The sequence below is a fragment of the Pseudomonas sp. NY15356 genome (genome assembly GCF_048068175.1).
In the GTDB taxonomy this organism is placed as follows: Bacteria; Pseudomonadota; Gammaproteobacteria; order Pseudomonadales; family Pseudomonadaceae; genus Aquipseudomonas; species Aquipseudomonas putida_K.
Genome location: NZ_JBLUPW010000029.1, coordinates 18,492 through 42,773, shown reverse-complemented (window position 1 = coordinate 42,773; position 24,282 = coordinate 18,492). Strand labels below are relative to the sequence as shown.

The 24,282-nt window shown below is 64.0% G+C and carries 26 protein-coding genes; 17 read left to right on the top strand and 9 right to left on the bottom strand.

Annotation, left to right across the window (positions count from 1 at the left end; translation table 11 throughout):
- Positions 1-129 precede the first annotated feature (129 nt).
- The 9 genes from ACNFCI_RS19765 (at position 130) to ACNFCI_RS19725 (ending at position 7,231) form a co-directional block, all read left to right on the top strand.
- Positions 130-879, top strand: a complete 750-nt coding sequence (locus tag ACNFCI_RS19765) for an electron transfer flavoprotein subunit beta/FixA family protein (protein WP_084854766.1) — start codon at positions 130-132, stop codon at positions 877-879.
- The gene (locus ACNFCI_RS19760) at positions 880-1,809 is read left to right on the top strand and encodes an electron transfer flavoprotein subunit alpha/FixB family protein (protein WP_084854765.1); all 930 of its coding nucleotides are present in this window, start codon (positions 880-882) and stop codon (positions 1,807-1,809) included. It begins immediately after the preceding gene.
- Between the two features lie 77 nt (positions 1,810-1,886).
- Positions 1,887-2,708, top strand: coding sequence for a substrate-binding periplasmic protein (locus ACNFCI_RS19755; protein ID WP_084854764.1), 822 nt, complete (start codon positions 1,887-1,889; stop codon positions 2,706-2,708).
- A 9-nt stretch (positions 2,709-2,717) separates the two neighbouring features.
- Positions 2,718-3,071: a DUF4398 domain-containing protein gene (locus ACNFCI_RS19750; RefSeq protein ID WP_084854763.1), complete on the top strand. Its 354-nt coding sequence runs from the start codon at positions 2,718-2,720 to the stop codon at positions 3,069-3,071.
- Positions 3,068-3,877 (top strand): OmpA family protein, encoded by an 810-nt coding sequence (locus ACNFCI_RS19745; RefSeq protein WP_084854762.1) that lies wholly within the window; start codon positions 3,068-3,070, stop codon positions 3,875-3,877. The genes ACNFCI_RS19750 and ACNFCI_RS19745 overlap by 4 nt, the downstream gene beginning before the upstream one ends.
- Before the next feature lie 338 nt (positions 3,878-4,215).
- Complete coding sequence (locus ACNFCI_RS19740) at positions 4,216-5,658, top strand: PLP-dependent aminotransferase family protein (RefSeq protein WP_084854761.1); 1,443 nt, start codon at positions 4,216-4,218, stop codon at positions 5,656-5,658.
- Between the two features lie 61 nt (positions 5,659-5,719).
- Positions 5,720-6,217 (top strand): hypothetical protein, encoded by a 498-nt coding sequence (locus tag ACNFCI_RS19735; RefSeq protein WP_084854760.1) that lies wholly within the window; start codon positions 5,720-5,722, stop codon positions 6,215-6,217.
- A gap of 120 nt (positions 6,218-6,337) precedes the next feature.
- Complete coding sequence (locus ACNFCI_RS19730) at positions 6,338-6,592, top strand: YkgJ family cysteine cluster protein (protein WP_084854759.1); 255 nt, start codon at positions 6,338-6,340, stop codon at positions 6,590-6,592.
- A 33-nt stretch (positions 6,593-6,625) separates the two neighbouring features.
- Complete coding sequence (locus ACNFCI_RS19725) at positions 6,626-7,231, top strand: START domain-containing protein (protein ID WP_084854758.1); 606 nt, start codon at positions 6,626-6,628, stop codon at positions 7,229-7,231.
- Between the two features lie 107 nt (positions 7,232-7,338).
- Here the strand turns inward: ACNFCI_RS19725 and ACNFCI_RS19720 are convergent, their stop codons facing one another.
- Complete coding sequence (locus tag ACNFCI_RS19720) at positions 7,339-9,846, bottom strand: ABC transporter permease (protein ID WP_368829840.1); 2,508 nt, start codon at positions 9,844-9,846, stop codon at positions 7,339-7,341.
- Positions 9,846-10,529 carry an ABC transporter ATP-binding protein gene (locus tag ACNFCI_RS19715; RefSeq protein WP_324817483.1) on the bottom strand — a complete coding sequence of 228 codons (684 nt, stop codon included), beginning with the start codon at positions 10,527-10,529 and terminating at the stop codon, positions 9,846-9,848. Before ACNFCI_RS19715 ends, ACNFCI_RS19720 begins: the two co-directional genes overlap by 1 nt.
- Before the next feature lie 10 nt (positions 10,530-10,539).
- Between ACNFCI_RS19715 and ACNFCI_RS19710 the strand changes: the two genes are divergently transcribed.
- The 3 genes from ACNFCI_RS19710 to ACNFCI_RS19700 all read left to right on the top strand — a co-directional run bounded on the left by ACNFCI_RS19710 (position 10,540) and on the right by ACNFCI_RS19700 (position 12,555).
- Positions 10,540-11,145, top strand: a complete 606-nt coding sequence (locus ACNFCI_RS19710; RefSeq protein ID WP_084854755.1) for an arylesterase — start codon at positions 10,540-10,542, stop codon at positions 11,143-11,145.
- A 58-nt stretch (positions 11,146-11,203) separates the two neighbouring features.
- Positions 11,204-11,485 (top strand): hypothetical protein, encoded by a 282-nt coding sequence (locus ACNFCI_RS19705; protein ID WP_084854754.1) that lies wholly within the window; start codon positions 11,204-11,206, stop codon positions 11,483-11,485.
- A 95-nt stretch (positions 11,486-11,580) separates the two neighbouring features.
- The gene (locus ACNFCI_RS19700; RefSeq protein WP_084854753.1) at positions 11,581-12,555 is read left to right on the top strand and encodes a L,D-transpeptidase family protein; all 975 of its coding nucleotides are present in this window, start codon (positions 11,581-11,583) and stop codon (positions 12,553-12,555) included.
- A gap of 158 nt (positions 12,556-12,713) precedes the next feature.
- On the opposite strand, the gene oprI is transcribed toward ACNFCI_RS19700, so the two are convergent.
- On the bottom strand, positions 12,714-12,965 hold the full coding sequence (oprI, locus tag ACNFCI_RS19695) for an outer membrane lipoprotei OprI (RefSeq protein WP_003259780.1): 252 nt from the start codon (positions 12,963-12,965) through the stop codon (positions 12,714-12,716).
- 492 nt (positions 12,966-13,457) lie between these two features.
- On the opposite strand from oprI, the gene ACNFCI_RS19690 reads away from it, so the two are divergent.
- Positions 13,458-13,739: a GNAT family N-acetyltransferase gene (locus ACNFCI_RS19690; RefSeq protein WP_084854752.1), complete on the top strand. Its 282-nt coding sequence runs from the start codon at positions 13,458-13,460 to the stop codon at positions 13,737-13,739.
- Between the two features lie 65 nt (positions 13,740-13,804).
- Here ACNFCI_RS19690 and ACNFCI_RS19685 read toward each other — a convergent pair whose 3' ends face one another.
- Positions 13,805-14,881: a 3-deoxy-7-phosphoheptulonate synthase gene (locus ACNFCI_RS19685; protein WP_368829841.1), complete on the bottom strand. Its 1,077-nt coding sequence runs from the start codon at positions 14,879-14,881 to the stop codon at positions 13,805-13,807.
- A gap of 318 nt (positions 14,882-15,199) precedes the next feature.
- Here ACNFCI_RS19685 and ACNFCI_RS19680 point away from each other — a divergent pair, with 318 nt between their 5' ends.
- Together ACNFCI_RS19680 and cysB are read left to right on the top strand one after the other, a co-directional pair.
- On the top strand, positions 15,200-15,697 hold the full coding sequence (locus ACNFCI_RS19680) for a universal stress protein (RefSeq protein ID WP_084854750.1): 498 nt from the start codon (positions 15,200-15,202) through the stop codon (positions 15,695-15,697).
- Between the two features lie 127 nt (positions 15,698-15,824).
- Positions 15,825-16,799 carry an HTH-type transcriptional regulator CysB gene (cysB, locus tag ACNFCI_RS19675; protein WP_084854749.1) on the top strand — a complete coding sequence of 325 codons (975 nt, stop codon included), beginning with the start codon at positions 15,825-15,827 and terminating at the stop codon, positions 16,797-16,799.
- A 40-nt stretch (positions 16,800-16,839) separates the two neighbouring features.
- Here the strand turns inward: cysB and ACNFCI_RS19670 are convergent, their stop codons facing one another.
- From ACNFCI_RS19670 to ACNFCI_RS19650, 5 genes are all read right to left on the bottom strand, one after another.
- Positions 16,840-17,574 (bottom strand): phosphoadenylyl-sulfate reductase, encoded by a 735-nt coding sequence (locus ACNFCI_RS19670; RefSeq protein ID WP_084854748.1) that lies wholly within the window; start codon positions 17,572-17,574, stop codon positions 16,840-16,842.
- A 190-nt stretch (positions 17,575-17,764) separates the two neighbouring features.
- Entirely contained in the window at positions 17,765-19,108 is a 1,344-nt protein-coding gene (gene pabB, locus ACNFCI_RS19665; protein ID WP_084854747.1) for an aminodeoxychorismate synthase component I, read from the bottom strand.
- 189 nt (positions 19,109-19,297) lie between these two features.
- Positions 19,298-20,278, bottom strand: coding sequence for an alpha-L-glutamate ligase-like protein (locus ACNFCI_RS19660; RefSeq protein ID WP_084855442.1), 981 nt, complete (start codon positions 20,276-20,278; stop codon positions 19,298-19,300).
- Positions 20,278-21,810, bottom strand: coding sequence for an inactive transglutaminase family protein (locus ACNFCI_RS19655; RefSeq protein WP_084855441.1), 1,533 nt, complete (start codon positions 21,808-21,810; stop codon positions 20,278-20,280). Before ACNFCI_RS19655 ends, ACNFCI_RS19660 begins: the two co-directional genes overlap by 1 nt.
- A 5-nt stretch (positions 21,811-21,815) precedes the next feature.
- On the bottom strand, positions 21,816-22,352 hold the full coding sequence (locus ACNFCI_RS19650) for an ATP-dependent zinc protease (protein WP_084855440.1): 537 nt from the start codon (positions 22,350-22,352) through the stop codon (positions 21,816-21,818).
- Between the two features lie 294 nt (positions 22,353-22,646).
- Between ACNFCI_RS19650 and ACNFCI_RS19645 the strand changes: the two genes are divergently transcribed.
- Together ACNFCI_RS19645 and prpB are read left to right on the top strand one after the other, a co-directional pair.
- Positions 22,647-23,363, top strand: a complete 717-nt coding sequence (locus tag ACNFCI_RS19645) for a GntR family transcriptional regulator (RefSeq protein WP_084855439.1) — start codon at positions 22,647-22,649, stop codon at positions 23,361-23,363.
- Complete coding sequence (gene prpB, locus ACNFCI_RS19640; protein WP_084855438.1) at positions 23,360-24,250, top strand: methylisocitrate lyase; 891 nt, start codon at positions 23,360-23,362, stop codon at positions 24,248-24,250. Before ACNFCI_RS19645 ends, prpB begins: the two co-directional genes overlap by 4 nt.
- The last annotated feature ends 32 nt before the right edge of the window (positions 24,251-24,282 follow it).

Sequence of the window (24,282 nt, the reverse complement as noted above, 5' to 3'; positions counted from 1 at the left end):
TACAAGACTGTTCGGTCATAGGAAATATCTTGCAGCCAGGAACGTTTTTAGAGGTGCCCTTGTACCCACGCGCAATCGCCGGGCCCGCCCCAGGCGACATTCTTTTCACCGGAGAGTAACGAGGAATCCATGAAGGTTCTTGTAGCTGTCAAACGAGTGGTCGACTACAACGTCAAGGTTCGCGTCAAGGCGGACAACTCCGGCGTCGACCTTGCAAACGTCAAGATGTCCATGAACCCCTTCTGCGAGATCGCCGTCGAAGAAGCCGTACGCCTGAAAGAGAAGGGCGTGGCCACCGAGATCGTCGCCGTTGCCGTCGGCCCGACCGCAGCCCAAGAGCAGCTGCGTACCGCCCTGGCCCTGGGTGCCGACCGCGCCATCCTGGTCGAAACCGCCGAAGAGCTGAATTCCCTGGCCGTGGCCAAGGCCCTCAAGGCCCTTGTCGATAAAGAGCAGCCGCAGCTGGTCATCCTCGGCAAGCAGGCCATCGACAGCGACAACAACCAGACCGGCCAGATGCTGGCCGCGCTGACCGGCTACGCGCAAGGCACCTTCGCCTCCAAGGTGGAAGTCGCCGGCGACAAGCTGAACGTGACCCGCGAGATCGATGGCGGCCTGCAGACCGTCGCGCTGAACCTGCCGGCGATCGTCACCACCGACCTGCGCCTGAACGAACCGCGCTACGCGTCGCTGCCGAACATCATGAAGGCCAAGAAGAAGCCGCTGGAGACTGTCACTCCAGAGGCGCTGGGCGTCTCCACCGCTTCTACCACCAAGACCCTGAAAGTCGAAGCCCCGGCTGCTCGCAGCGCAGGCATCAAGGTCAAGTCGGTGGCCGAACTGGTCGAGAAACTGAAGAACGAGGCGAAGGTAATCTAAATGACTATCCTGGTTGTCGCTGAACACGAAAACGGAGCCGTTGCCCCGGCCACCCTGAACACTGTTGCCGCTGCCGCCAAGATCGGTGGTGATATCCACGTGCTGGTCGCAGGCCAGAACGTCGGCGGCGTCGCCGAAGCTGCCGCCAAGATCGCCGGCGTTGCCAAGGTGCTGGTCGCGGACAATGCCGCCTACGCCCACGCCCTGCCGGAAAACGTGGCACCGCTGGTTGCCGAGCTGGGCAAGGGCTACAGCCATGTGCTGGCCCCGGCCACCACCAATGGCAAGAACATCCTGCCGCGCGTTGCCGCGCTGCTGGACGTCGACCAGATCTCCGAGATCATCTCGGTCGAATCGGCCGACACCTTCAAGCGTCCGATCTATGCCGGTAACGCCATTGCGACCGTGCAATCCAGCGCTGCGGTCAAGGTCATCACCGTTCGCGCCACCGGCTTCGACGCCGTGGCCGCCGAAGGTGGCTCGGCTGCCGTCGAGGCTGTCGGTGCCGTTCATGACGCGGGCAAGTCCGCCTTCGTCGGCGAAGAGCTGGCCAAGTCCGACCGTCCGGAACTGACCGCTGCCAAGATCGTCGTGTCCGGCGGCCGCGGCATGGGCAACGGTGACAACTTCAAACACCTGTACGCCCTGGCCGACAAGCTCGGCGCTGCCGTCGGTGCCTCGCGCGCCGCGGTCGATGCAGGCTTCGTGCCCAACGACATGCAGGTCGGCCAGACCGGCAAGATCGTTGCGCCGCAGTTGTACATCGCCGTCGGTATCTCCGGTGCGATCCAGCACCTGGCAGGCATGAAGGACTCCAAGGTGATCGTTGCGATCAACAAGGACGAAGAGGCGCCGATCTTCCAGGTTGCCGACTACGGCCTGGTCGCCGACCTGTTCGAAGCGGTTCCGGAGCTGGAAAAGCTGGTCTGATCCGCCTGCTTCACTTATAAAGAAGCCCGGCCCTTGCAAGGGGGCCGGGCTTTTTTTCTGGTTGCAAGGAGTAACGCATGGAGTTTCGCAAAGCGGGCAGGGCGCTGGCCTGCATGGCGGCGTTGTTGTCGCCCATGGCGATGGCGGCAGGCAAGTGCGAACGCCTGGTGGCGACCGGCAGCCCGGATGCGCCGCCCTATTCCTGGCAAGACCCGAAGGATCCCAAGCACCTGATCGGTGCCAACGTCGACCTGCTGCGCCAGGTTGCCGGCGAGCTTGGCGTGTCGGTGGAGGTGCTGCACGCTGGCAAGCGCGACCAGGCCCTGGAGGAAGTGCGCAGCGGGCGCATGGACCTGTTGATCGACACTCCGATGCAAATCGACCAGCTCAGTGCGTTGGACTATATCCACCCGCCGTTGCAGCTCAACGAGTACCTGGTCTGGACCCGGCACGACGGCAACGTGGTGTTCGATGGCCCTGCGGACCTCGCACAATACCGCGGCAGCCTCTCCGAGCGGGCTCGCCTGACCCCGGCGTTCGAGGCGTTCGCCAAGGCCCAGCTCAAGCTGGAGCCTGCGCAGAACCTGACCCAGGCCTTCCAGAAGCTGGTGCTGGGCCAGGTCGACTACGTGCTGGCCGGGCGTTACGCCGGCATGGGGATGGTCCAGGGCCTGGGCATGGGCAACGAACTGATCGCTCGCGGCCTGCCTGTGGATCGCCCAGGCCTGTACCTGGCCGTGTCGCACAACTCGGCCTGCAATGACGCCTGGCTGCGCGGACAACTGGCGAAAAAACTGACAGAATTGCCGATTTCCGGGGCGTCCCAGATTGTGCTGCAGCGTAATGTCGAACGCTGGAAGGCGCAGATGCAGGCGCCGCTGGACGCCCCCAAACAGTAGGAAGACTGCGTGAGAACCCAACCCCTGATCCTTGCCTTGGCCGTGCTCGGCCTGGCCGGCTGTGCCAATGACCCGGCGCCCAACGAACAGATGCGTCTGTCCGAGCAGGCCCTCGAGCAGGCCCGGGCCGTCGGCGCCACCGAGCAGGTGGCGGAACTGAAGCTGGCCGAAGACAAACTGGCCCGGGCCAAAAGTGACATGCTCACCGAGGACTACCGCGACGCCCGCCTGCGCGCCGAACAGGCCGAGCTGGATGCGCGCCTGGCCGAGGCACGGGTGCTGACCCAGAAAAGCGAAGAGCAACTCGATGTGCTGCAGTCGCGGGTCAAGCGCCTGCGCAAGCAACTGGAGGTGCAGCCATGATGCGCACGTCTTCGATGGCCGCACTGGCACTGCTGGCGCTGGTCGGGTTGCAGGGCTGTGCCAGCCAGCGCAGCGAATCTGCGCTGAACGAGGCCAATGCCGCCTTCCAGAAGGTCAAGGACGATTCCGATGTACTGCGCAGCGCGCCGCGGGACGTGATTCGCGCGGGTGAGTCGCTGGCTCGCGCCGAGCGCCTTTCGAGCTACATCGGCACCGGCTCCGATGTGCGTCACTACGCCTACCTGAGCAAGCGCTACAGCGAGATCGCCAGCGAGCATGCCAAGCTGGCGTTGAACCAGGAGCGCCTGGCCAAGCTGGACCTGGAGCGTCAACGCCTGCAGTTGGCCCTGCGCGAGGCCAAGCTGGCCAGCGTGCAGCAGCAAGGCAAATGGGTCGAGGCGCAGATCGCTGCGTTGACCTCCGAGCAGAGCGACCGTGGCCTGGTCATGACCCTGGGGGACGTGCTGTTCGACACCGGTCGTGCAGAGCTCAAGACATCCGCCAGCCGTACCGTGCTCAAGCTGGTCCAGTTCCTCCAGCTCAACCCGCGCCGGGTGGTGCGGGTCGAAGGCTATACCGACAGCACCGGTGCGCCCCAGGACAACCTCAAGCTGTCCCGTGACCGCGCCCAGGCGGTGGCCGATATGCTGGTGGACCTGGGTGTCGACGACAAGCGCATCCAGGTCGAAGGCTACGGGGACCAGTACCCGATCGACGCCAATGCCTCCGAACGTGGTCGGGCGCAGAACCGCCGGGTGGAAATCGTCTTCTCCGACGACAAGGGCAAGCTCGCGCCTGCGCGTTGATGTCGGCTCACTCCCTGTAGGAGCGGGCTTGCCCCACGAACAAGGGCGCAGCCCTTGCCGTGCAACTGCGATGGCAGGGGCGCCCCAATCGCGGGACAAGCCCGCTCCCACAGGGTCAGCGCTATCCGATGGTTCTATGGGTGGCGCAGGTCCGCAGCACTTCGATCCCCGATGCGTTCGTCGGCGGCTGCTTGGTTCGTTGATTCTGTAGCTATTACTCGGCTGTACGGTTGACTATTCTGCAATCTGTCCCAGTACACTTGGCAACTGTTACGGTATTCTGACTCCGCTTTGAGTCGCACAAGAACAACGAACCCGTCAGCGTTTCGAGAGCTACCATGACCAACCTGCTGCTGTACCAGCGCATTGCCCAGCAACTGGCCGATGATATCCGCCGGGGCGTCTACCAGCCCGGCGAACGCGTACCCTCGGTACGCAAGATGAGCGCCCAGCTCAACGTCAGCCATGCCACGGTACTGCAGGCGTATGCCAACCTCGAGGACCAGGGCCTGATCCGCGCGCGGCCGCAGTCAGGCTACTACGTGCACCAGACCCCCGCACTGACCGCGCAGACCCCGGAGATCGCCAGGGTCGAGCGGCCCGGGCTGGTCACCCGGGCGAGCATCATCCAGCAGGTACTGACCGAGGCGCGGCGGGACGGCGTATTCCCGTTCGGCGCGGCGGTGCCGCATGTGGACTACCTGCCGGTGCGCGCGCTGCATCAGCAATTGGCCAAGGTCACGCGCTTCCACAGCCCGCGGGCCTTCAGCTACATGTTCAGCCCCGGCTTCGAGCCGTTGCGTCGACAGATCGCCATCCGCATGCGGGATGCCGGCGTGTTGGTCGACCCGCGCGAAGTGGTGGTGACCCATGGCTGCGTCGATGCCCTGCAGATGTCGTTGCGGGTACTGACCCGCCCCGGTGATCTGATCGCGGCCGAGTCGCCCACGTATTATGGCCTGCTGCAACTGGCCGACCTGCTGGGTCTGAAGGTGATCGAAATTCCCAGCGACCCTTCCACCGGCATCAGCCTGGAAGCCCTGCAGTTGGCGGCCAACCAATGGTCGATCAAAGCGCTGGTGCTGACCCCGCGCCTGAGCAACCCCTTGGGTGGCACCATCCCGGAAGACCGGCAGAAGCAGTTGCTGCGCCTGGCATCGGACTTCGATATCCAGATCGTCGAGGATGACATCTATGGCGAGCTGATGTTCGAACAGGGGCGGACCAAGGCGCTCAAGGCCTTCGATCGGCTGGATCGGGTGATTTATTGCTCGAGCTTCTCAAAGACCCTGTCGCCTGGGGTGCGTGTGGGTTGGATGATCGCCGGCCGCTACCAGGATGAGATCCAGCGTCTGCAGACCTTCACCACCCATTCGGCCTGCAGCGTGACGCAAATGGGCGTCGCCGCCTATCTGGAGAACGGCGGCTACGACCGCCACCTGCGTTACATCCGCCAGGAATATCGCAAGAACCTCAGTGCGTATCAGCTGGCGGTGCAGCAGCACTTCCCGGAAGGCACGCAGATGACCCGGCCGACCGGCGGCTTCATCCTCTGGGTCAGCCTGCCTGGGCGGGTCAATACCCAGGAATTGCACGTGCGTGCGCTGGAGCAAGGCATCAGCATCGCGCCAGGGTTGATCTTCAGCAATACCGAGCAGTTCAACCACTGCGTGCGTCTCAACTGTGGCATTCCCTGGAACAAGGAATCCGAGCGGGCGGTGATGACCTTGGGGCTGTTGGCCCACCAATTGTGCAAGGCGTCGACCGGGTCACTGCTGTAGGCTTGCCAGCTGTCACCGGAACAGGGAGCATAGGCATCTTTCCACCATGCTCCCGATGTCCATGAAAGCGCTGCGCTCTCTTGTCCTTTTGCTGTGCCTGGCGCCCCTGTGGCTGGCCAGTGGCCTGTCCCATGCCGCCCAGTCGACCGCCCAGCCCTCGGCCCATACGCAGGCCGCTTCGCCCAAGCCGGTGCGCAAGCAGGCGGCGCACACGTCCAAGGCGGCGACCAAGGCGCCTGCCCGCGCCAAGTCGAAGTCCTCGGTCAGGGCGGCGCGCAAGAAACCTCTTGCCAAGTCGGTGGCCCAGCCCCTGCCCAAGCCGAAACTGGACCTGAGCCTGCCGGCTTCGATGGTGGAGAACCTCGAGCCGGAGGTGGGTGATCCGGTCGCGCGGCGCAAACCGTTGCTGCCTTCGATGTTCCCGAGCAAGCCTGTCAGCGATGACAGCCCGTTCCAGCTCAATGGGCGGCTGATCAACAACGAGATGCAGCTGCAACTTCGCAACGACAGCCGTCATGACGTGGAAGGCGCGGCCATCGATTTCGAGTTTCGTCAGTAGCGCGTGCAACTGACTGCCGGGTCACGGCACATTTCATCCGTTTCGCAATTTCAAACGTGTGTTTGAGCGGTTACTATCCAGGGACGTTCGTCCCGTTTTGCTCCTGGGAGTCCTGTTTTCATGAAATGCCGAGAGGGGTGTGGCGCCTGCTGCATTGCACCTTCGATCAGCTCGCCGATGCCGCGTATGCCCCAGGGCAAGCCGGCAGGCGAGCGCTGCCTGCACCTGACCGCGGCCAACCTCTGCGAACTGTTCGGCAAGCCTGAACGCCCGGCGGTCTGCGGTGGTTTCAAGGCCGATGTGGAGGTGTGCGGCAGCGATCGCGACGAGGCGATCAGGATTCTCGGCTGGTTGGAGCAGATGACGGCGGCGTGACAGGTTGGATCTTCGACAACAAGGAACAAGACGATGAGATCGATCAAGCGTATTGCATTGCTGTGTGGCATGGGCGTCCTGCTGTCGCCGGCGGCCTGGGCCGAGAACTGGCAGGTGGCCAAGGACGAGGACGGCATCAAGGTTTCTCTCAGTGAAGTGCCGGGCTCGAAGTACAAGGCCTACCAGGGCGTTACCGTGGTCAAGGCGCCGCTGGCCAAGGTCAAGGCATTGCAGGAGGACGTGGCCGGCGCCTGCAAGTGGATTCACGAATGCAAGACGCAGAAGCTGCTCAAGCAGGAAGGCGACCAGAGCTGGACCTATACCCAGTTCAATACACCTTGGCCGGTCACGCCGCGCGACTCGATCCTGCACGTGACCACCACCCAGCAAGCCGATGGCAGCCTGACCCGCACGCTCGAGGGACAGCCGAAATACCTGCCTGAAGAAAAGGGTTTCGTGCGGGTGGCCCAGGTCCAGGGCTTCTGGAAGCTCGTGCCCAAGGGCGACAGCACCGAAGTGACGTACCAGGTGCATACCGAGCCTGGCGGCAGCGTGCCCTCGTGGCTGGCCAACAAGTTCGTGGTCGATGCGCCGTTCAATACGCTCAAGGGCTTGCGTACCTTGGCCGAGAAGCCTTGACGGCGCGTTGACGGCCTCCCATCGCCTGTTCTGGCCAATGGCCGGCAAGCCGACTCCCGCAAGTATGGCGGTGGCTCTGAAAACAGCGCAGGGCAGGTGGGAGCTGGCTAGCCCTCGCGCAATACTGTCAGTGGGCTGGCATTGAGTGCCCGGCGGGTCCCGACCACGCCGGCGCCACCTACCAGCAACGCACCCGCCAGCGGCAACAGCAGCAGCCAGGGGTGTGGCGTCCAGGCCAGGTCGAAGGCGTACCGGTACAGCACCCCGGTAATCACCTCGCAGCCCAGCGCCGCCAGCAATCCGCTCACCGCCCCGAGCAGGCCGAATTCGATCCGCCTCGCCTTGACCAGCAACGGCCGTGCGGCCCCCAGTGCCCGCAGCAACGCGCCTTGGCGAATGCGTTCGTCGAGCGTCGCCTGGAGCCCCGCGAACAACACCGCCAACCCGGCCGCGAGCACGAACAACAGTACATACTCCACCGCCAGGGTGACTTGGGTCAGGATGCTGCGCAGCTGCGCCAGCAAGGCATCGACCTGAAGAATCGTCACGGCTGGAAACGCCCGCGACAGGGCGACCACTTCGGCGTCATGCCCCGGTGCCAGATAGAAGCTGGTCAGGTACGTGGTGGGTAGGCCCTGCAGGGTGCCGGGCTGGAAGATCATGTAGAAGTTGGGCTGGAAGCTGTCCCAATGTACCGTGCGCAGGCTGCTGACCCGTGCCTGGCGCTGCTGGCCGCCGATATCGAAATCGAGGACATCACCGAGCTTGAGCTTGAGGCTTTCGGCCAGCTGCGCCTCCACCGAAACCCCAGGCAGCCCGTCGTTGTCCGGTGGTGCGTTCCACCAGGCCCCGGCGCTCAGGGCGTTGCCCTGGGGCAGTTCGGCAGCCCAGGTCAGGCTGAGGTCGCGTTGCACGGCGCGCTCGCCGGCGGACTCCTTGCTCACCAGCTGGCGCACTGGCTGCCCGTTGATCTGGGTCAGGCGACCTGGGATCACCGGGTACAAGGGCGCCGAGCTGGCATTGATCGCTTGCAGGCGCTGGGCGAAGGGTTCGCGTTCGCCAGGCAGGATATTCAGGGCGAAATGGTTGGGCGCATCTTTGGGCAGCTGTGCCTGCCAGGTGTCGAGCAACTCGCCGCGCAGCAGGGCGACCACGGCCATGGCCAGCAGGATCAGGCCGAAGGCCAGGGCCTGGCCTGCCGCAGCCAAGGGATGGCGCAACAACTGGCCCAGGCCCAGGCGCCAGGGCAGTGGGGCACCGGCCAGCAGGCGACGCAGGCTGCGCAGGCCGAGCAACAGCAGGCCGCCAAGCAGCAAGGCGGCAAGCAGACCGCCGCCGAGCAACGCGAAGGTCAGCAGCAGGTCGAGGCTCAAACGCCACATGATCAGGCCCAGGGCGAGCAGGGCGGCGCCGTACACCAGCCAACTGCTCGGCGGCATCGGCAACAGGTCGCGGCGCAGCACCCGCAGCGGTGGCACACGCCCAAGGGCGGCCAAGGGGGGCAGGGCGAAACCGGCCAGGGCCACCAGGCCGGTGCCGACCCCGGCCAAGGCGGGCGCGACGCCGCCGGGCGGTACGTCCCCCGGAACCAGGCCATGCAGCAGTGCGAACAGGCCCAGTTGCGCCAGCCAGCCGAGCAGGGCGCCGACCAGGGCTGCCACCAGGCCCAGCATGGCCAGTTGCAGGCAATACAGGCCCAGGGCCTGGTGGCGTGACAGCCCCAGGCAGCGCAACAGTGCGCTGGCGTCCAGGCGACGGGCGGCGTAGCGGCTGGCCGACAGGGCCACGGCAACGCCCGCCAGCAGCACCGCCACCAGGCTGGCCATGTTCAGGTAGCGCTCGGCCTTGCCCAGGGCACCGCCGATCTGCCGGTTGCCGTCGCGGGTGTCGAGCAGGCGCTGGTTGGCTGCCAGGCCTTTTTCCAGCCCTTGCCGGTACTGCATCAACGCTTGCGGTGTACCGCGCCACAGCTCGCGGTAGCTGACCCGGCTGCCGGGCTGTATCACGCCCGTCGCTTCCAGGTCGGCGATGTTCATCAGCACCCGGGGCGTCAGGCTGTAGAAGTTGCCGGCGCGGTCCGGCTCGTAGGTCAGCACCCGGGTCATGCGCAAGGTCTTGCTGCCGACATCGATGCTGTCGCCAATCGACAGCCCCAGCGCCACCAGCAGGCGCGCCTCTACCCAGGCCTCGCCGGGCGCGGGGCCGCCCCCCGGGGTTTGCGCGCCGTAGGGCGTGGCGGCACTGCGCAGTTGGCCGCGCAAGGGGTAGGCCGCGTCGGCGGCCTTGACGCTTGACAGCTCAATACCGGCGTCCGCGCCGACCACGCTGGTGAACTCCACCACCTGTGCATGTTGCAACCCAGCGGCCTTGCCTGCGGCAATCTGGTCTTCGCGCGCCGGGGAGCTGCCTTGCACGACCAGGTCGGCACCGAGGAACTCGCTGGCACGCAGTTGCATGGCGCCGTTCAGGCGCGCCCCGAAATAGCCGATGGCCGTACTGGCCGCCACGGCGACCAGCAGGGCGAAGAACAGCACCCGCACTTCGTTGGAACGGGCATCGCGCAGCAACTGGCGCAGGGCCAGGCCGACCAGGCGGGAAAAGGACAGGCGGGTCATCAGGGCTCCAGGGGCGCCACCAGGCGGCCGGCATCCAGGCGGATCAGGCGACGGCAGCGCTGGGCCAGGCGCTCATCGTGGGTGACCAGTACCAGGGTGGTGCCGCGCTCCTTGTTCAGTTCGAACAACAGGTCGCTGATGCGTTCCCCGGTGTGGCTGTCGAGGTTGCCAGTGGGCTCGTCGGCGAACAGCACGGCCGGCTGGGCAGCGAAGGCCCGGGCGATTGCCACGCGCTGCTGCTCGCCGCCGGACAACTGCCGCGGCGTATGGCTCAGGCGCTTGCCCAGGCCAACCCGCTCCAGCAGGCTGCGGGCGTGCTCGCGGGCATCGCGGCGGCCGTCCAGCTCCAGCGGCAGCATGACATTCTCGAGCGCATTGAGGCTGTCGAGCAACTGGAACGACTGGAACACGAAGCCTACATGCTCGGCCCGTACCCTTGCGCGCTGGTCCTCGTCCAGCGCGCCCAGGTCGTGGCCGGCGAGGATGACCTTGCCGGCGCTGGGCCGGTCGAGGCCGGCGAGCAGGCCGAGCAGGGTCGACTTGCCGGAGCCCGAGGCGCCGACGATGGCCAGGCTGTCGCCTTGCTCGAGGGAGAGGGAAAGCGCGTGCAGGATGGTCAGGTCGCCTTCCGCGCTGGGGACCACTTTGCTAAGGTGCTGCGCAACGAGAATGCTGGGGCCCATGGAGAATCCGATGCGAGTGTGGTGGTTGAGTGCCGGTCTGGCCCTGTATTGCCTGGCCCAGACTGCGGCGGCGGGTACACTGCTGGTCGTCGGGGATAGTATCAGCGCCGGTTTTGGCCTGGATACCCGCCTGGGGTGGGTGGCCCTGTTGCAGCAGAAGCTCAAGGAGGAAGGGTTTGACGATCGGGTGGTCAATGCCTCGATCAGTGGCGACACCAGCGCAGGCGGCCAGGCGCGGCTGCCGGCGCTGCTTGCAGCCCACCAGCCGAGCTTGGTGGTGCTGGAGCTGGGCGGCAACGATGGGCTGCGTGGCCAGCCGCCGCAACAATTGCAACAAAATCTTGCCTCGATGATCGACCAGGCCCGCGAGGCCGGTGCCAAGGTGGTGTTGCTGGGCATGCGCCTGCCGCCCAATTATGGCGTGCGCTACACCCAGGCGTTCGCCCAGGTCTACGAGCAGCTGTCGACCCAGAAACAGGTGCCGCTGGTGCCGTTCTTCCTCGAAGGTGTTGGCGGCGTGCCGCAGATGATGCAGGCCGATGGTATCCATCCGGCCCAGGCTGCGCAGCAGCGTTTGCTGGAAAATGCCTGGCCGGCGATAAAACCGCTGTTGTGACGCTTTTATCGGGAGCGGCTTTCGGCTAATGTTGCGCCCCCCGTTTCGAGAGCCCCCGATGCCACGCCCCGCCTGGTCCTTGTATGCCTATCAACTGATCGAGCCCGATGAGCAGCTCGACCTGTTCGCCTGCCAGGAGGTTCGCGTTCACCTGGTGGCTCGCCAGCTCGAGCTGGGCGTGCCGGCCGACCGCACCTTGTGCGGCGGCCTTCTGCCTGCGCAACCGCGTTGGTCCGGGGTGGAGCGCTCGGTCTATCGCGATGGCCGCCTGTGCCCGTTGTGCCGGGCAATCCTCGATGCCCAGCGGCGCGGCATGCGCCCGGTGTGGCCGGAACTCTGAGCGCCTTCCATCATCTGAAGCGCAGACGCCTCCCGCTTGTACCGGCGCAGGTGTACAATCGATTCTCTTGACCTCTCTTTCGAAGGATTTACCGGATGTTGCCGCGCCTTCCCGCCGTCTCCCGTAGCCTCTCCCTGGCCGCCCTGCTGGTAGCGGGGCCCACCGTTGCGCTGGAGTTGCCGTTGCCACCTCCCGGTGAAGACATCGTCGGCCAGGTCCAGGTGATCAAGGCCAAGTACGAGGACACCTTTGCCGACATCGGCACTGCCAATGACCTTGGCTACACCGAGATGATCGCGGCCAACCCGGGCGTCGACCCGTGGCTGCCGGGCGCCGGCACCGAAATCATCCTGCCGACCCGCTACATCCTGCCGCCGGGCCCTCGTGAAGGTATCGTCATCAACCTGGCCGAGTACCGTCTGTACTACTACCCGAAAGGGCAGAACGTGGTGCACACCTTCCCGCTGGGTATCGGGCGCGAAGGTTGGGGGTCGCCGATCGCCAACACCAAGATCACCGCCAAGACCCCGAACCCGACCTGGACACCGCCGGCCTCGATCCGTGCCGAGCATGCCGCCGATGGTGACATCCTGCCGGCCGTGGTGCCTGCCGGGCCGGACAACCCGCTGGGGCCGTTCAAGTTCACCCTGGGCGTGCCGGGCTACCTGATCCATGGCTCGAACAAGAAGTTCGGTATCGGCATGCGTACCAGCCACGGTTGCTTCCGCATGCTCAACAACAATGTGCTGGAACTGTCCAAGATGGTGCCGGTGGGTACGCCGGTGCGTATCATCAACGAGCCCTACAAGTTCGGCATCAGTGGCGGCAAGGTCTATCTCGAGGCCCACACGCCATTGGACGATCATGGCGATCCGTCGGTGGTGGATAAACACACCGCTGTCATCAATGCCTTGCTCAAGCGTGAAGACTTGGCCAACAACCTGCGCATGAACTGGGACATGGTGCGCGATGTGGTGGCGGCCGAAGATGGCATGCCCGTGGAAATCGCTGTACCGGTCAGCGGGCAAGCGGCGCCGATGGTATCGAGCATTCCGCCGGAGCTGCAGTAACGACATTGTGTTTAACGCGGGGCCGGTCTCCGGTTAAACCCTCTCGAGCGAGGCCTGCCTTAGTGCAGGCCTTGTTCGTTTTTGCGCTGTGCTTTTCACCCGGCAATAAAAAAGCCGACCCACTAGTGGGTCGGCTCCATAACAATCCGTGAGGATTATTACTTACGGCTGGCTTTGTCCAGCATGCGCAGAGCGCGCTCGTTGGCTTCGTCAGCGGTCTGCTGAGCCTTCTGAGCGGCAGCCAGAGCGTCATCAGCCTTACGGTAGGCTTCATCGGCACGGGCTTGAGCGCGAGCTGCTGCGTCTTCGGTAGCAGTCAGGCGAGCTTCGGTTTCTTTGGAGACGCTGCTGCAACCGGTAGCCAGAACTGCGGCCAGGGCCAGAGCAGAGAATTTCAGAACGTTGTTCATCGTGTTCCCCTTCAAGGACTTTCTATTAAATAGCCATCTCTCGGAAAAGAGAAACTGGCCGGCGTACATAGTACCCATTACTTGTAGTAAGTAAACTGACTGAGCGCAAGAACTGCAAAAAAAATGTTGCCGGAGGGGAGAAGGTGACAACCTTTGTATGGGCAGTGTGAAAATTTTGCGCAGCCTTCGCAAATGATTGTGTTGCAGAAACTTTTTGTTGAACTAAAGGTGACTTTAACGGTCGACCGGCGTCTTAGGCCTACAACAAACCGGGGCCGTTGCAAAACGGCTCGAGGCACGCCTTGGGCATTTTTACCCGCTGCCACCTTGAGCAATCCGGCTTGTGGCGCCTACTATTTGTAGGTGCCCATGCTGCAGAACGATTCGGATCGCCTGGCGGTCCAAGGGGGCAGGGGTGGCGTAGAGGTTCCTCCGCCGGAAAAACCATCGGTAAAGGTAAGGGTCTGCCGACAAGACCTGCGAGGAGTAGTGATGAGTGAAGCGTTGACCATCCACCATGACCAGGCCGGTCATCAGTTCGAGACCAATGTGGACGGTCACCGGGCTTACCTGACGTACATGGACCTGGGCAAGCAGACGCTGGATATCTATCGCACCTTCGTGCCCAATGCCCTGCGTGGGCGTGGTATCGCCGCTGCCTTGACCGAAAAGGCCCTGGAATATGCCGAACAGATGGGCTACACGGTGATCCCGTCCTGCTCGTACGTGGAGCGCTACATGGAGCGCCAGCAGCGCCATTCGAGCAAGGCCTGAACCAGGTTGGTTCCACGAACATGAAAACGCCGGGCATTGCCCGGCGTTTTCGTTGCAACTAGGTGTCAGCCGCGCTGACGCTGGGGTAGGACGTCCTTGAGCTTGGCGCGCATGCTGCGCAGGGCCTTCTCGGTGGTGCTCCAGTCGATACAGGCATCGGTGATGGATACGCCGTACTGCAGTTCGCCCAGGTCCTTCGGAATCGCCTGGCAACCCCAGTTCAGGTGGCTTTCGACCATCAGGCCGATGATCGACTGGTTGCCTTCGAGGATCTGGTTGGCGACGTTCTCCATCACCAACGGCTGCAAGGCAGGGTCCTTGTTGGAGTTGGCGTGGCTGCAGTCGACCATGATGTTGGGCTTGATCTTGGCCTTGGCCAGGTCCTGTTCGCACAGGGCGACGCTGACCGAATCATAGTTCGGCTTGCCGTTGCCACCGCGCAGCACCACGTGGCCGTAGGCGTTGCCCTTGGTGGTGACAATGGACACGCCACCTTCCTGGTTGATGCCCAGGAAGCGGTGCGGCTTGGAAACCGATTGCAGGGCGTTGATGGCCACGGTCAGGCCGCCATCGGTGCCGTTCTTGAAGCCGACCGCCGAGGACAGGCCCGAGGCCATTTCCCGGTGGGTCTGGGATTCGGTGGTGCGGGCGCCGATGGCCGACCAGCTGATCAAGTCCTGCAGGTACTGCGGGGAGATCGGGTCGAGGGCTTCGGTGGCGGTCGGCAGGCCCATTTCGGCCAGGTCAAGCAGCAGCTTGCGACCGATGTGCAGGCCATCCTGGATCTTGAAGGAGTCATCCAGGTACGGGTCGTTGATCAGGCCCTTCCAGCCGACGGTGGTGCGCGGCTTCTCGAAGTACACGCGCATCACCAGGTACAAGGTGTCGGACACTTCTTCGGCCAGCACCTTCAGGCGCTCGGCATATTCATGGGCGGCCTTGATGTCATGGATGGAGCAGGGGCCAACCACGACGAACAGTCGATGGTCCTTGCCGTCGAGGATATTGCGCACCACTTCGCGGCCGGCAGTCACGGTCTGCAGGGCCTGGGCGCTGAGGGGGAGCTCCTTCTTGAGCTGATCAGGGGTGATCAAGGTCTCGTTGGAGGCAACGTTAAGGTCGTCGATCGGTAAATCAGCCATCGTGTTACTCGTCAGGTCACGGGTGCCGGCCGCCAGCCCCGTGCGGCCCAGCAGCAAGATTGTTCGCAACGGGGAGCCGAACCTTAGCGCGTTACAAGGTGGCTCGACAATGGGCTGACCCCTGTCGTCACGGGGTTTTTACCGTCAAATCGACTTTTCATCGCCAAGTGGTGCCCGACGGGCCTGCGGCGCCCCCTTCGCATCCCCGGCCCGGGCCCGCCAAGCCCGTGGCGCCAGCGCGCCGGATGGCGCGGGCGGCGTTGCATGGCGCTGCTAAGCTGAACCTTGCTCTGCCGTTGCGGCAGTCGAGGAGGTCGAATGATCCATTCCATGCTGTATGCCACCGACCTCGGGGTATACGCGCCTTTTGTCATGCAGCACGCCTTGGCCCTGGCGCGGACCTTCAACGCAGAGCTGTATGTGATCCATGCGGTCGAGCCCATGGGGCAGTTCGCTGAGTCCCTGCTGCAGAGCTACCTCGACGAGCAGACCTTGGACGCCCTGCACAGCGAAGGCGTGAATACGGTCCTGGCCAACATCGAACAGCGGGTGCTGGAGAATTTTCGCGACGAATTGGGCGAGGAGGCGGACCTGGCCTTGATCCGTGCGGTCAGGGTGCGCCAGGGCGACCCGGCCCAGGTGATCATCGAGCAGACCCGGCGGCTGAATGTCGATCTGCTGATCTTCGGCAGCCACAGCCAGGGGGCGGGGGTAGATGTACCGATTGGTCGGACGGCGGCGCGGTTGCTGCAACTGTCGCCTGTGCCCGTCTACATGGTGCCGCTGGCCCAGCATTTAGGGCGTAGGAAAGGGTGAGGACGGGGGTGGGGCGAATCCGTGGCATGTAACAAAATAGTTCTAGATTTATTTCGAGAACCACTAATATAGTTATATCTCGTCGCTGCCAGCTGCCGGTGACCTACCGCTGATCCGAGGGAAACCTATGAAGCTTCAACAACTGCGCTACATCTGGGAAGTGGCGCACCATGACCTCAACGTCTCCGCGACAGCGCAGAGCCTCTATACCTCCCAGCCCGGGATCAGCAAACAGATCCGCCTGCTCGAGGACGAGCTTGGCGTCGAAGTCTTCGCCCGCAGCGGCAAGCACCTGACCCGCGTCACGCCGGCGGGGGAACGCATCATCAACACCGCAGGCGAGATCCTGCGCAAGGTCGAGAGCATCAAGCAGATTGCCCAGGAATTCTCCAACGAGAAGAAGGGCACCCTGTCCATCGCCACCACCCACACCCAGGCGCGCTATGCGTTGCCGCCGGTGATCAGCAACTTCATCAAGCAATACCCGGAAGTGGCCCTGCACATGCACCAGGGCTCGCCGATGCAGATCGCCGAGATGGCCGCCGACGGTACCGTCGACTTCGCCATCGCCACCGAGGCGTTGGAGTTGTTCGGCGACCTGATCATGATGCCTTGCTATAAATGGAACCGTTGCGTGGTCGTGCCCCAGGGCCACCCCCTGACCAAACTGCCGAAGCTGACCCTCGAGGCGGTCGCCGAATACCCGATCGTCACTTACGTGTTCGGTTTCACCGGCCGCTCGAAGCTTGACGAAGCCTTCAACCATCGTGGCCTGACGCCCAAGGTGGTGTTCACCGCAGCCGATGCCGACGTCATCAAGACCTATGTGCGCCTGGGTCTGGGTGTGGGCATCGTGGCCAAGATGGCCGTGGACACCAAGCTCGACAGCGACCTGGTGGCTTTGGATGCCAGCGAGCTGTTCGAGGCCAGCATCACCAAGATCGGTTTCCGTCGTGGCACCTTCCTGCGCGGCTTCATGTGCGACTTCATCGAGAAGTTCGCTCCGCACCTGACCCGTGAGGTGATGGCCAAGGCGATCCAGTGCCATAACAAGCAGGAGCTTGAAGACCTGTTCGAAGGTGTCGAGCTGCCGGTGCACTGATCCGGAACTTTCGGGGCCGCTACGCGCCCCGGTGTTCATTTCATGCCTTGCTGATCAGGTTGCCCGCGTGCAACCCGCATTCCTTCTGGGTGGACTCTTCCCACCACCAACGCCCTTCGCGCTCGTGCTGGTTCGGCAGCACAGGTCGGGTGCAGGGCTCGCAGCCGATGCTGATGAACCCGCGCTCATGCAGGCTGTTGTAGGGCAGCTCGAGCATGCGGATATAACCCCAGACTTCCTCGCTGGTCATCTGCGCCAGCGGGTTGAACTTGTACAGGGTGCGCTCGGGCGTGGAGAATGCCGAGTCCACTTCCAGCACGGCCACCTGGCTGCGGGTGCCTGGGCTCTGGTCGCGGCGCTGGCCGGTGGCCCAGGCGCTCACGGTGGCCAGCTTGCGACGCAGCGGCTCGATCTTGCGGATACCGCAGCACTCGCCGTGGCCGTCCTTGTAGAAGCTGAACAGGCCCTTTTCCTTGACGAAGGGGTCGAGCTTGTCGCGGTCGGGGCTGAGGATCTCGATCGGCAGGTTGTACTGCTCGCGCACCTGGTCGATGAAGCGGTAGGTCTCCGGGTGCAGCCGGCCGGTATCGAGGCTGAACACCTTGACCTGCTTGTTCAGCTTCCAGGCCATGTCGACCAGCACCACGTCCTCGGCGCCGCTGAACGAGATCCACAGGTCATCGCCGAAGTGTTCGAAGGCGAGCTTGAGGATGTCCTGGGGGGACTTGCTGGCATAGGTCGCGGCCAGGGCGGCGACGTCGAAGGGTTGGCTCATCAGGCGGTTTCCATCGGGTGAGTGGCGCTGCGCGCTCGTAATGGGCTGATGGTAACAAAAAATGGCTTTGGCAGTGTCTGTCCGGGCGCTATCGCCGGCAAGCCGGCTCCCACCGGTCTCGCGATGTTTTCAGAGGCACCGTCGTACCCGTGGGAGCCGGCTTGCCGGCGATTGGACCGGGGGCGTCGAATCACAGGCGCTGCAAGGTTTCCATCAGCACCCGCACCTTGGCGATGGATTCCTCGTACTCGGCTTCCCATTCGGAATCGGCCACCACCGCGCCGCCACCCCAGCAGCTGACTTGCCCATCCTTGACCAGCAGGCTGCGGATGGCGATGGAGCTGTCCATTTCGCCGCGCACGTCCACATACAGCAGCGAACCGCAATACAGCGCGCGGCGCGTGGGCTCCAACTCGTCGATGATTTGCATGGCGCGGATCTTCGGTGCCCCGGTGATCGAGCCGCCGGGGAAGCTGTCGCCGATCAAGTCCAGAGCGTCCTTGCCGGCGGCCAGGCGGCCGGTGATGCTGCTGACCAGATGATGGACATTGGGGTAGCTCTCCAGGCTGAACAGCTCAGGCACCTTCACCGAACCGATTTCGCAGGTGCGCCCCAGGTCGTTGCGCAACAGGTCGACGATCATCAGGTTTTCCGAACGATCCTTGGGGCTTGCCTGCAGTTCGGCGGCGTTGCGCGCGTCTTCCAGCGGGTCGCGGGCCCGGGGGCGGGTGCCCTTGATCGGCCGGGTTTCGACCTGGCCCTGGCTGACCTGGATGAAGCGCTCCGGCGAAAAGCTCAGCAGCGCGCTGCCGTCGGCCAGTTGCTGGTAGCCGGAGAACGGCGTGGGGCAGGCCTTGCGCAAGGCCTGGTAGGCCCGCCACGGGTCGCCCTGGCAGGGGGCGCGAAAGCGCTGGGTCAGGTTGATCTGGTAGCAGTCACCGGCCTGGATGTACTGCTGGACCCTGTCGAACGCGCTGCGGTACTGCGCTGGCAGCAGGTCGCCGCGCATGGGCGCCAGCAAACGGAAGTCGCTGCCTTCCACGGCCTCGGGGGCCTCGAACAGCTGGACCAGGCGCTGGCGCTCGGTGCTGGCAAGGCTTGGGTGGAACACCAGTTGCGTGGTGCCGAGCGCATGATCGCTGATCAGGGCCCAGGCGTACAGGCCCAGCTGGGCGTCGGGCAGGCCGAGGTCGTCGCTGGCCAGGCTCGGCAGTTGTTCCAGGCGCCGACCGAAATCGTAGCTCAGGTAGCCGATCAGGCCGCCCGCGAAGGGCAGCTCGATGCCGCCTGGCAGCTGCGCATGGCCCAGCTGGGCCAGGGCTTCTCGCAGGCGTTGCAGGTAGGCCCGGCCGTCTTCCCTGGGCTGGGCTTGCAGATGTTGCAATGGCCAGGCGCTGAGCAGGTCGAAGCGGCCGCGCTCTGCGCCGGGGCGGGCGCTGTCGAGCAGGATCGCGCCGGGCGCCTGGCGCAGGCGGGCGAAGTAATGGGCGGGATCGGGCTGGTAGGGCAGGGGGTGGAGCGTACAGGTTGGCATCAGAGTGGGCGGCGATGACAAAGCGAGGAGGGGATTGTAGACCTGTGCGGTGGATGCGCCTAGCGCTGGGCATTACATTCAAATAGCGAGATATCCCATCGCCGGCAAGCCGGCTCCCACAGATACGGCGGTGTTTCTGAATGTGGGAGCCGGCTTGCCGGCGACAGGGCCGCGAGGCGGCCCCGGGGGTCACTGCGGATGAACGTGTCCGAACAGCCCTTGGGACACGCGCACGCGCTGCTCGGCGTCTTCCTTCACGCCATCCTTGGCCAGCGCTTCCAGGTGTGCCTCGATGGCATGGGTGCGCTGGGTCAGGCCGCAGTCGTTGGCGATCTGGATGTTCAGGCCGGGGCGGGCGTTGAGCTCGAGGATCAGCGGGCCCTTGTCCTGGTCCAGGACCATGTCCACGCCGATGTAGCCCAGGCCGCACAGTTCATAGCAGCTGGCAGCCAGCTTCATGAAGCCGTCCCAGTTCGGCAACTGCACGCCATCCACCGCATTGGTGGTGTCCGGGTGCTTGCTGATGATCTTGTTCAGCCAGGTGCCGCGCAGGGTCACGCCGGTGGCCAGGTCCACACCCACGCCGATGGCGCCCTGGTGCAGGTTGGCCTTGCCGCCGGACTGGCGCGTCGGCAGGCGCAGCATGGCCATCACCGGGTAGCCCATCAGCACGATGATGCGGATGTCCGGCACGCCTTCGTAGCTGATGCTCTTGAAGATCTGGTCCGGGGTCACCCGGTACTCGATGAGCGCGCGGTCGCGGTGCCCGCCCAACGAGTACAGGCCGGTCAGGATGCTCGAGATCTGGTGCTCGATCTCCTCGTGGCTGATGATCTTGCCCGAGACGGTACGGTAACGGTCCTCGAAGCGGTCGGCGATGACCATGATGCCGTCACCGCCAGCCCCCTGGGCCGGCTTGATGACGAAATCGTTACGCCCGCCGATGATCTGCTCGAGCTTGTCGATTTCCTTCTCGGTCTCGATGATGCCGTACATCTCCGGCACATGGATGCCGGCCTTGAGCGCACGCTCCTTGGTGATGATCTTGTCGTCGACGATCGGGTACAGGTGGCGCTTGTTGTACTTCAGGACGTAGTCCGCATTGCGCCGATTGATACCCATGATGCCCCGGGCCTCCAGGGCTTTCCAGGTCTTGATCAGTCCGAACATCAAGCGTCAGCCTTCACGAAAGCCTTGAAGCGAACGAGCTCGGTCAGGCGGTAGCCGCGGTAGCGACCCATCGCCAGCATGAAGCCCACCAGGATCAGCAGTACGGCAGGGAAGGTGAAGACGAAGTACACCAGTTCCGGCACGCTCATCAGCAGGTGTGCGATGGACGCGGCGAACAGCGTGCCGATGGCCACCTTCATGGCATGGCCGCCGCCACGCTCTTCCCAGGTGATCGACAGACGCTCGATGGTCATGGTCAGGATCACCATCGGGAACAGGGCCACCGACAGGCCGCGCTCCAGGCCCAGCTTGTGGCTGAACAGGCTGATGGCAGCGATCAGTACCACCACGAAGGTCAGCACCACCGACAGGCGCGGCAGCATCTGCAGCTTCAGGTGTTCAAGGTATGAGCGCAGCGACAGGCCCAGGGCCGTGATCACCGTGAACAGCACGATACCGAAGCCCAGCTGGGTTTCACGGAAGGCCAGGGCGACCAGTACCGGGGTGAAGGTGCCGAGGGTCTGCAGCCCGATCAGGTTGCGCAGCACCAGGATGACCAATACGCCGATCGGGATCATCACCATGATCATGAAGGTCTGCTGGGTCTGCAGGGGCAGGCCGTACAGCGAATATTCGAGGAAGTCGGCGTCGGTGTTCTCGTCGGTCAGCTTGGCCAGGCGGATGGCATTCATCTCGCTGTTGTTCATGCTGAAGGTGACATTGGCCTTCTTGCCGCCATCGACGGTGATCAGATTGTCATCGCCGGTCCACCACAGCAGGCGGTCGCTGGGCAGGCCCTGTTCGCCAGTGTCCGGGTTGAAGTACAGCCAGTCGTTGCCGTTGAAGCTGCGCAGCCACAGTTCAGGCGTTTGCGGGGTGTCGGCGACCAGGCGGATGGTGTGGACCTTTTCCATCGGCACGTGGGCGATCGACAGCAGCAGGTCGATGACCTGGGCCTTCTTCATGGACGAGGTGTCGCCGGCCAGCAGCAGCTTGACGTTGTCGTCGTTGAGGTTGTTGACCCGCTTGATGGTCTCGCTGACGAAGGTTTCGACGTCTGCCGAGTGCTGGCGGATCGGGGCCATCAGGGCTTCGGCGGCGATCTTCTCGGGGCCTTCCAGGGCCAGGCTGTCGCGGAAGGTCGGCCCTTTGACCGTGGCCTTCTCGCTGCTGTAGCGCTTGGTCAGCACCAGGCGGTAGTAGAGCGTCTGGTTGCCGCTGGCGCGGCGTGCCGACCAGGTCACCTTGCGGTTGCCGTCGGCGCGGTTGACGCTCACCCCGTAGTTGTTGGAGATGAAGCTCTCGTTGAGGCTCACGTAGTCACGGTTCAGCGGTGGCACGAACATCTGCACCTTGACCGGGTCCTTCGGGTTGGCGACGAATTCGACCTTGGCGTCGATGTTCCACAGGTCGTCGGTCGCATCTTCGGTCACCGGGATGCCGAGGATGAAGATCTGGTAGGCCGTGACCAGCACGCCCAGGAGCACCAGTACGGTGATCAGGACTTTCAGGTGAAGGGTAAGAGAGCGCATCGGGTTTACTCTGCGGTGGGAGCTTTGGTGGCGCAGGCGGGTTTGCCGGCCGCGTATTTAAGGCTTGGATCGACCAGGGCGTCAAAATGCTTGAGCGCCTCGGAGCCGATCAACAGCGGGAACTGGAAGGCGCTGCGGTCGGTGAGGTTGACCTCGATGGTGCGCAGTGCCTGGCCCATGCAGATGTCCAGTTCGATGACCGGGCGGGCCGTGTAGGCCTTGCCCTCGTCAGGATTGTAGTCACCGGCGCGCCGCTTGATCTTGCTGACGCGGGCCAGTGGCCGTTCGATCGGGTGCGAATGGGCGGCGTCGATGGCCAGATAAAAACGTACCCAGCTTTCGCCGTTGCGCTTGAAGCGCTTGATGTCGCGTGCGCTCAGCGACGCGGTCTTGGCACCGGTGTCGAGCTTGGCCGCCACTTCCAGGTCGAGGTCGGAAAGGCGGGCGTATTCGTTCAGACCGTAGACGGTCTTTTCCGCCGCCTGGCCAAGGGCCGGCAGCAGGGCGAGGCAGAACAGCAATGAAGCGGGTGTAAGTCTCATAAATCCTGGCGCGGTGCTGTGCGGGTTCGGGGCAAGGCGACTGGCAAGTACTGCGCAAGCATCCTCGTTCATCTGTCAACACCCCAGGGGGTGGCAGACACACTATCCATACTCCCTTGGGAAGCGCGGCATTCTATCACGCCAACGTTTCGACGCCAGCGCGCCGCGATCTGACAGCGAGCGGGCTGTTTAAGTTCGTTCTTAGACAATTGTCGACAATATTGATTTTGTCTTTGACTAAGACCCTGCATTTAGCTAGATTTTGCGCTATCGAAACGTAAGGTGTCGACAATCATGCGGGATGCCACTCAGGCAGTACTGCCCACGTCGGATGATTCCGAAACGCTATCGGAGAACGTCTTCCGGCGTATCCAGGCGGCGATCGTCAAGGGTGAGATCGCCCCGGGCAGCAAGATCTCCGAACCGGAGCTGGCCCGTACCTACGGTATCAGCCGTGGTCCGTTGCGCGAGGCCATTCATCGCCTGGAAGGCCAGCGCCTGCTGGTGCGGGTGCCCCATGTCGGTGCTCGGGTGGTGTCGCTCAACCATGCCGAGCTGATCGAGTTGTACGAAATCCGCGAATCCCTCGAAGGCATGGCCTGCCGCCTGGCCGCCGAGCGCATGAGCCTGGCCGACATCGACGAGCTGCGCCGGGTGCTCGAGACCCACGAGCGCGACGCCGCCTTCCAGGCCGGTGTTGGCTACTACCAGCAGGAAGGCGATTTCGACTTCCACTACCGGATCATCCAGGGCAGCGGCAACCAGACCCTGGTCAAGATGCTCTGCGGCGAGCTGTACCAGCTGGTGCGCATGTACCGCATCCAGTTTTCCGCCACGCCCAACCGCCCGCACCAGGCCTTCGCCGAGCATCACCGCATTCTCGACGCCATCGCCGACCGTGACGGCGAGCTGGCCGAACTCCTGATGCGTCGCCACATCGGCGCGTCCAAACGCAACATCGAGCGCCACTACCAAGGCGTCGACAACAATAGCCCACGAGGTGAGTCATGACTTTGAAGAGCACGCCCGGCCAGCGTTTCCGTGACGCGGTTGCCGCCGAACATCCGTTGCAGGTGGTCGGCACCATCAATGCCAACCACGCCCTGCTGGCCAAACGCGCCGGTTTCAAGGCCATCTACCTCTCCGGTGGCGGTGTCGCGGCCGGCTCCCTGGGCCTGCCAGACCTGGGCATCAGCGGCCTGGATGACGTGCTGACCGACGTGCGCCGCATCACTGACGTGTGCGACCTGCCGCTGCTGGTGGACGTGGACACCGGCTTCGGTGCCTCGGCCTTCAACGTGGCGCGTACCGTGCGCTCGATGTGCAAGTTCGGCGCCGCCGCCATCCACATCGAAGACCAGGTCGGCGCCAAGCGCTGCGGCCACCGCCCGAACAAGGAGATCGTCTCCCAGCAGGAGATGGTCGACCGCATCAAGGCTGCGGTGGATGCCCGTACCGACGACAGCTTCGTGATCATGGCGCGCACCGATGCCCTGGCCGTCGAAGGCCTGAATGCTGCTCTGGACCGCGCTGCCGCATGTATCGAAGCGGGTGCCGACATGATCTTCCCGGAAGCGATCACCGAGCTTTCGATGTACAAGACCTTCGCCGATCGGGTGAAGGCACCGATCCTGGCCAACATCACCGAGTTCGGCGCGACCCCGCTGTACACCACCGAAGAGTTGGCCTCGGTCGACGTCTCGCTGGTGCTGTACCCGCTGTCGGCCTTCCGCGCCATGAACAAGGCTGCCGAGAATGTCTACACCGCGCTGCGCCGCGACGGCACCCAGAAGAACGTGATCGATACCATGCAGACCCGCATGGAGCTCTACGATGCCATCGGCTACCACGCCTTCGAGCAGAGCCTCGATGCGTTGTTCGCCCAGAAGAAAGGTTGAGCCTGTGTTGGCCCTGTCGCCGGCAAGCCAGC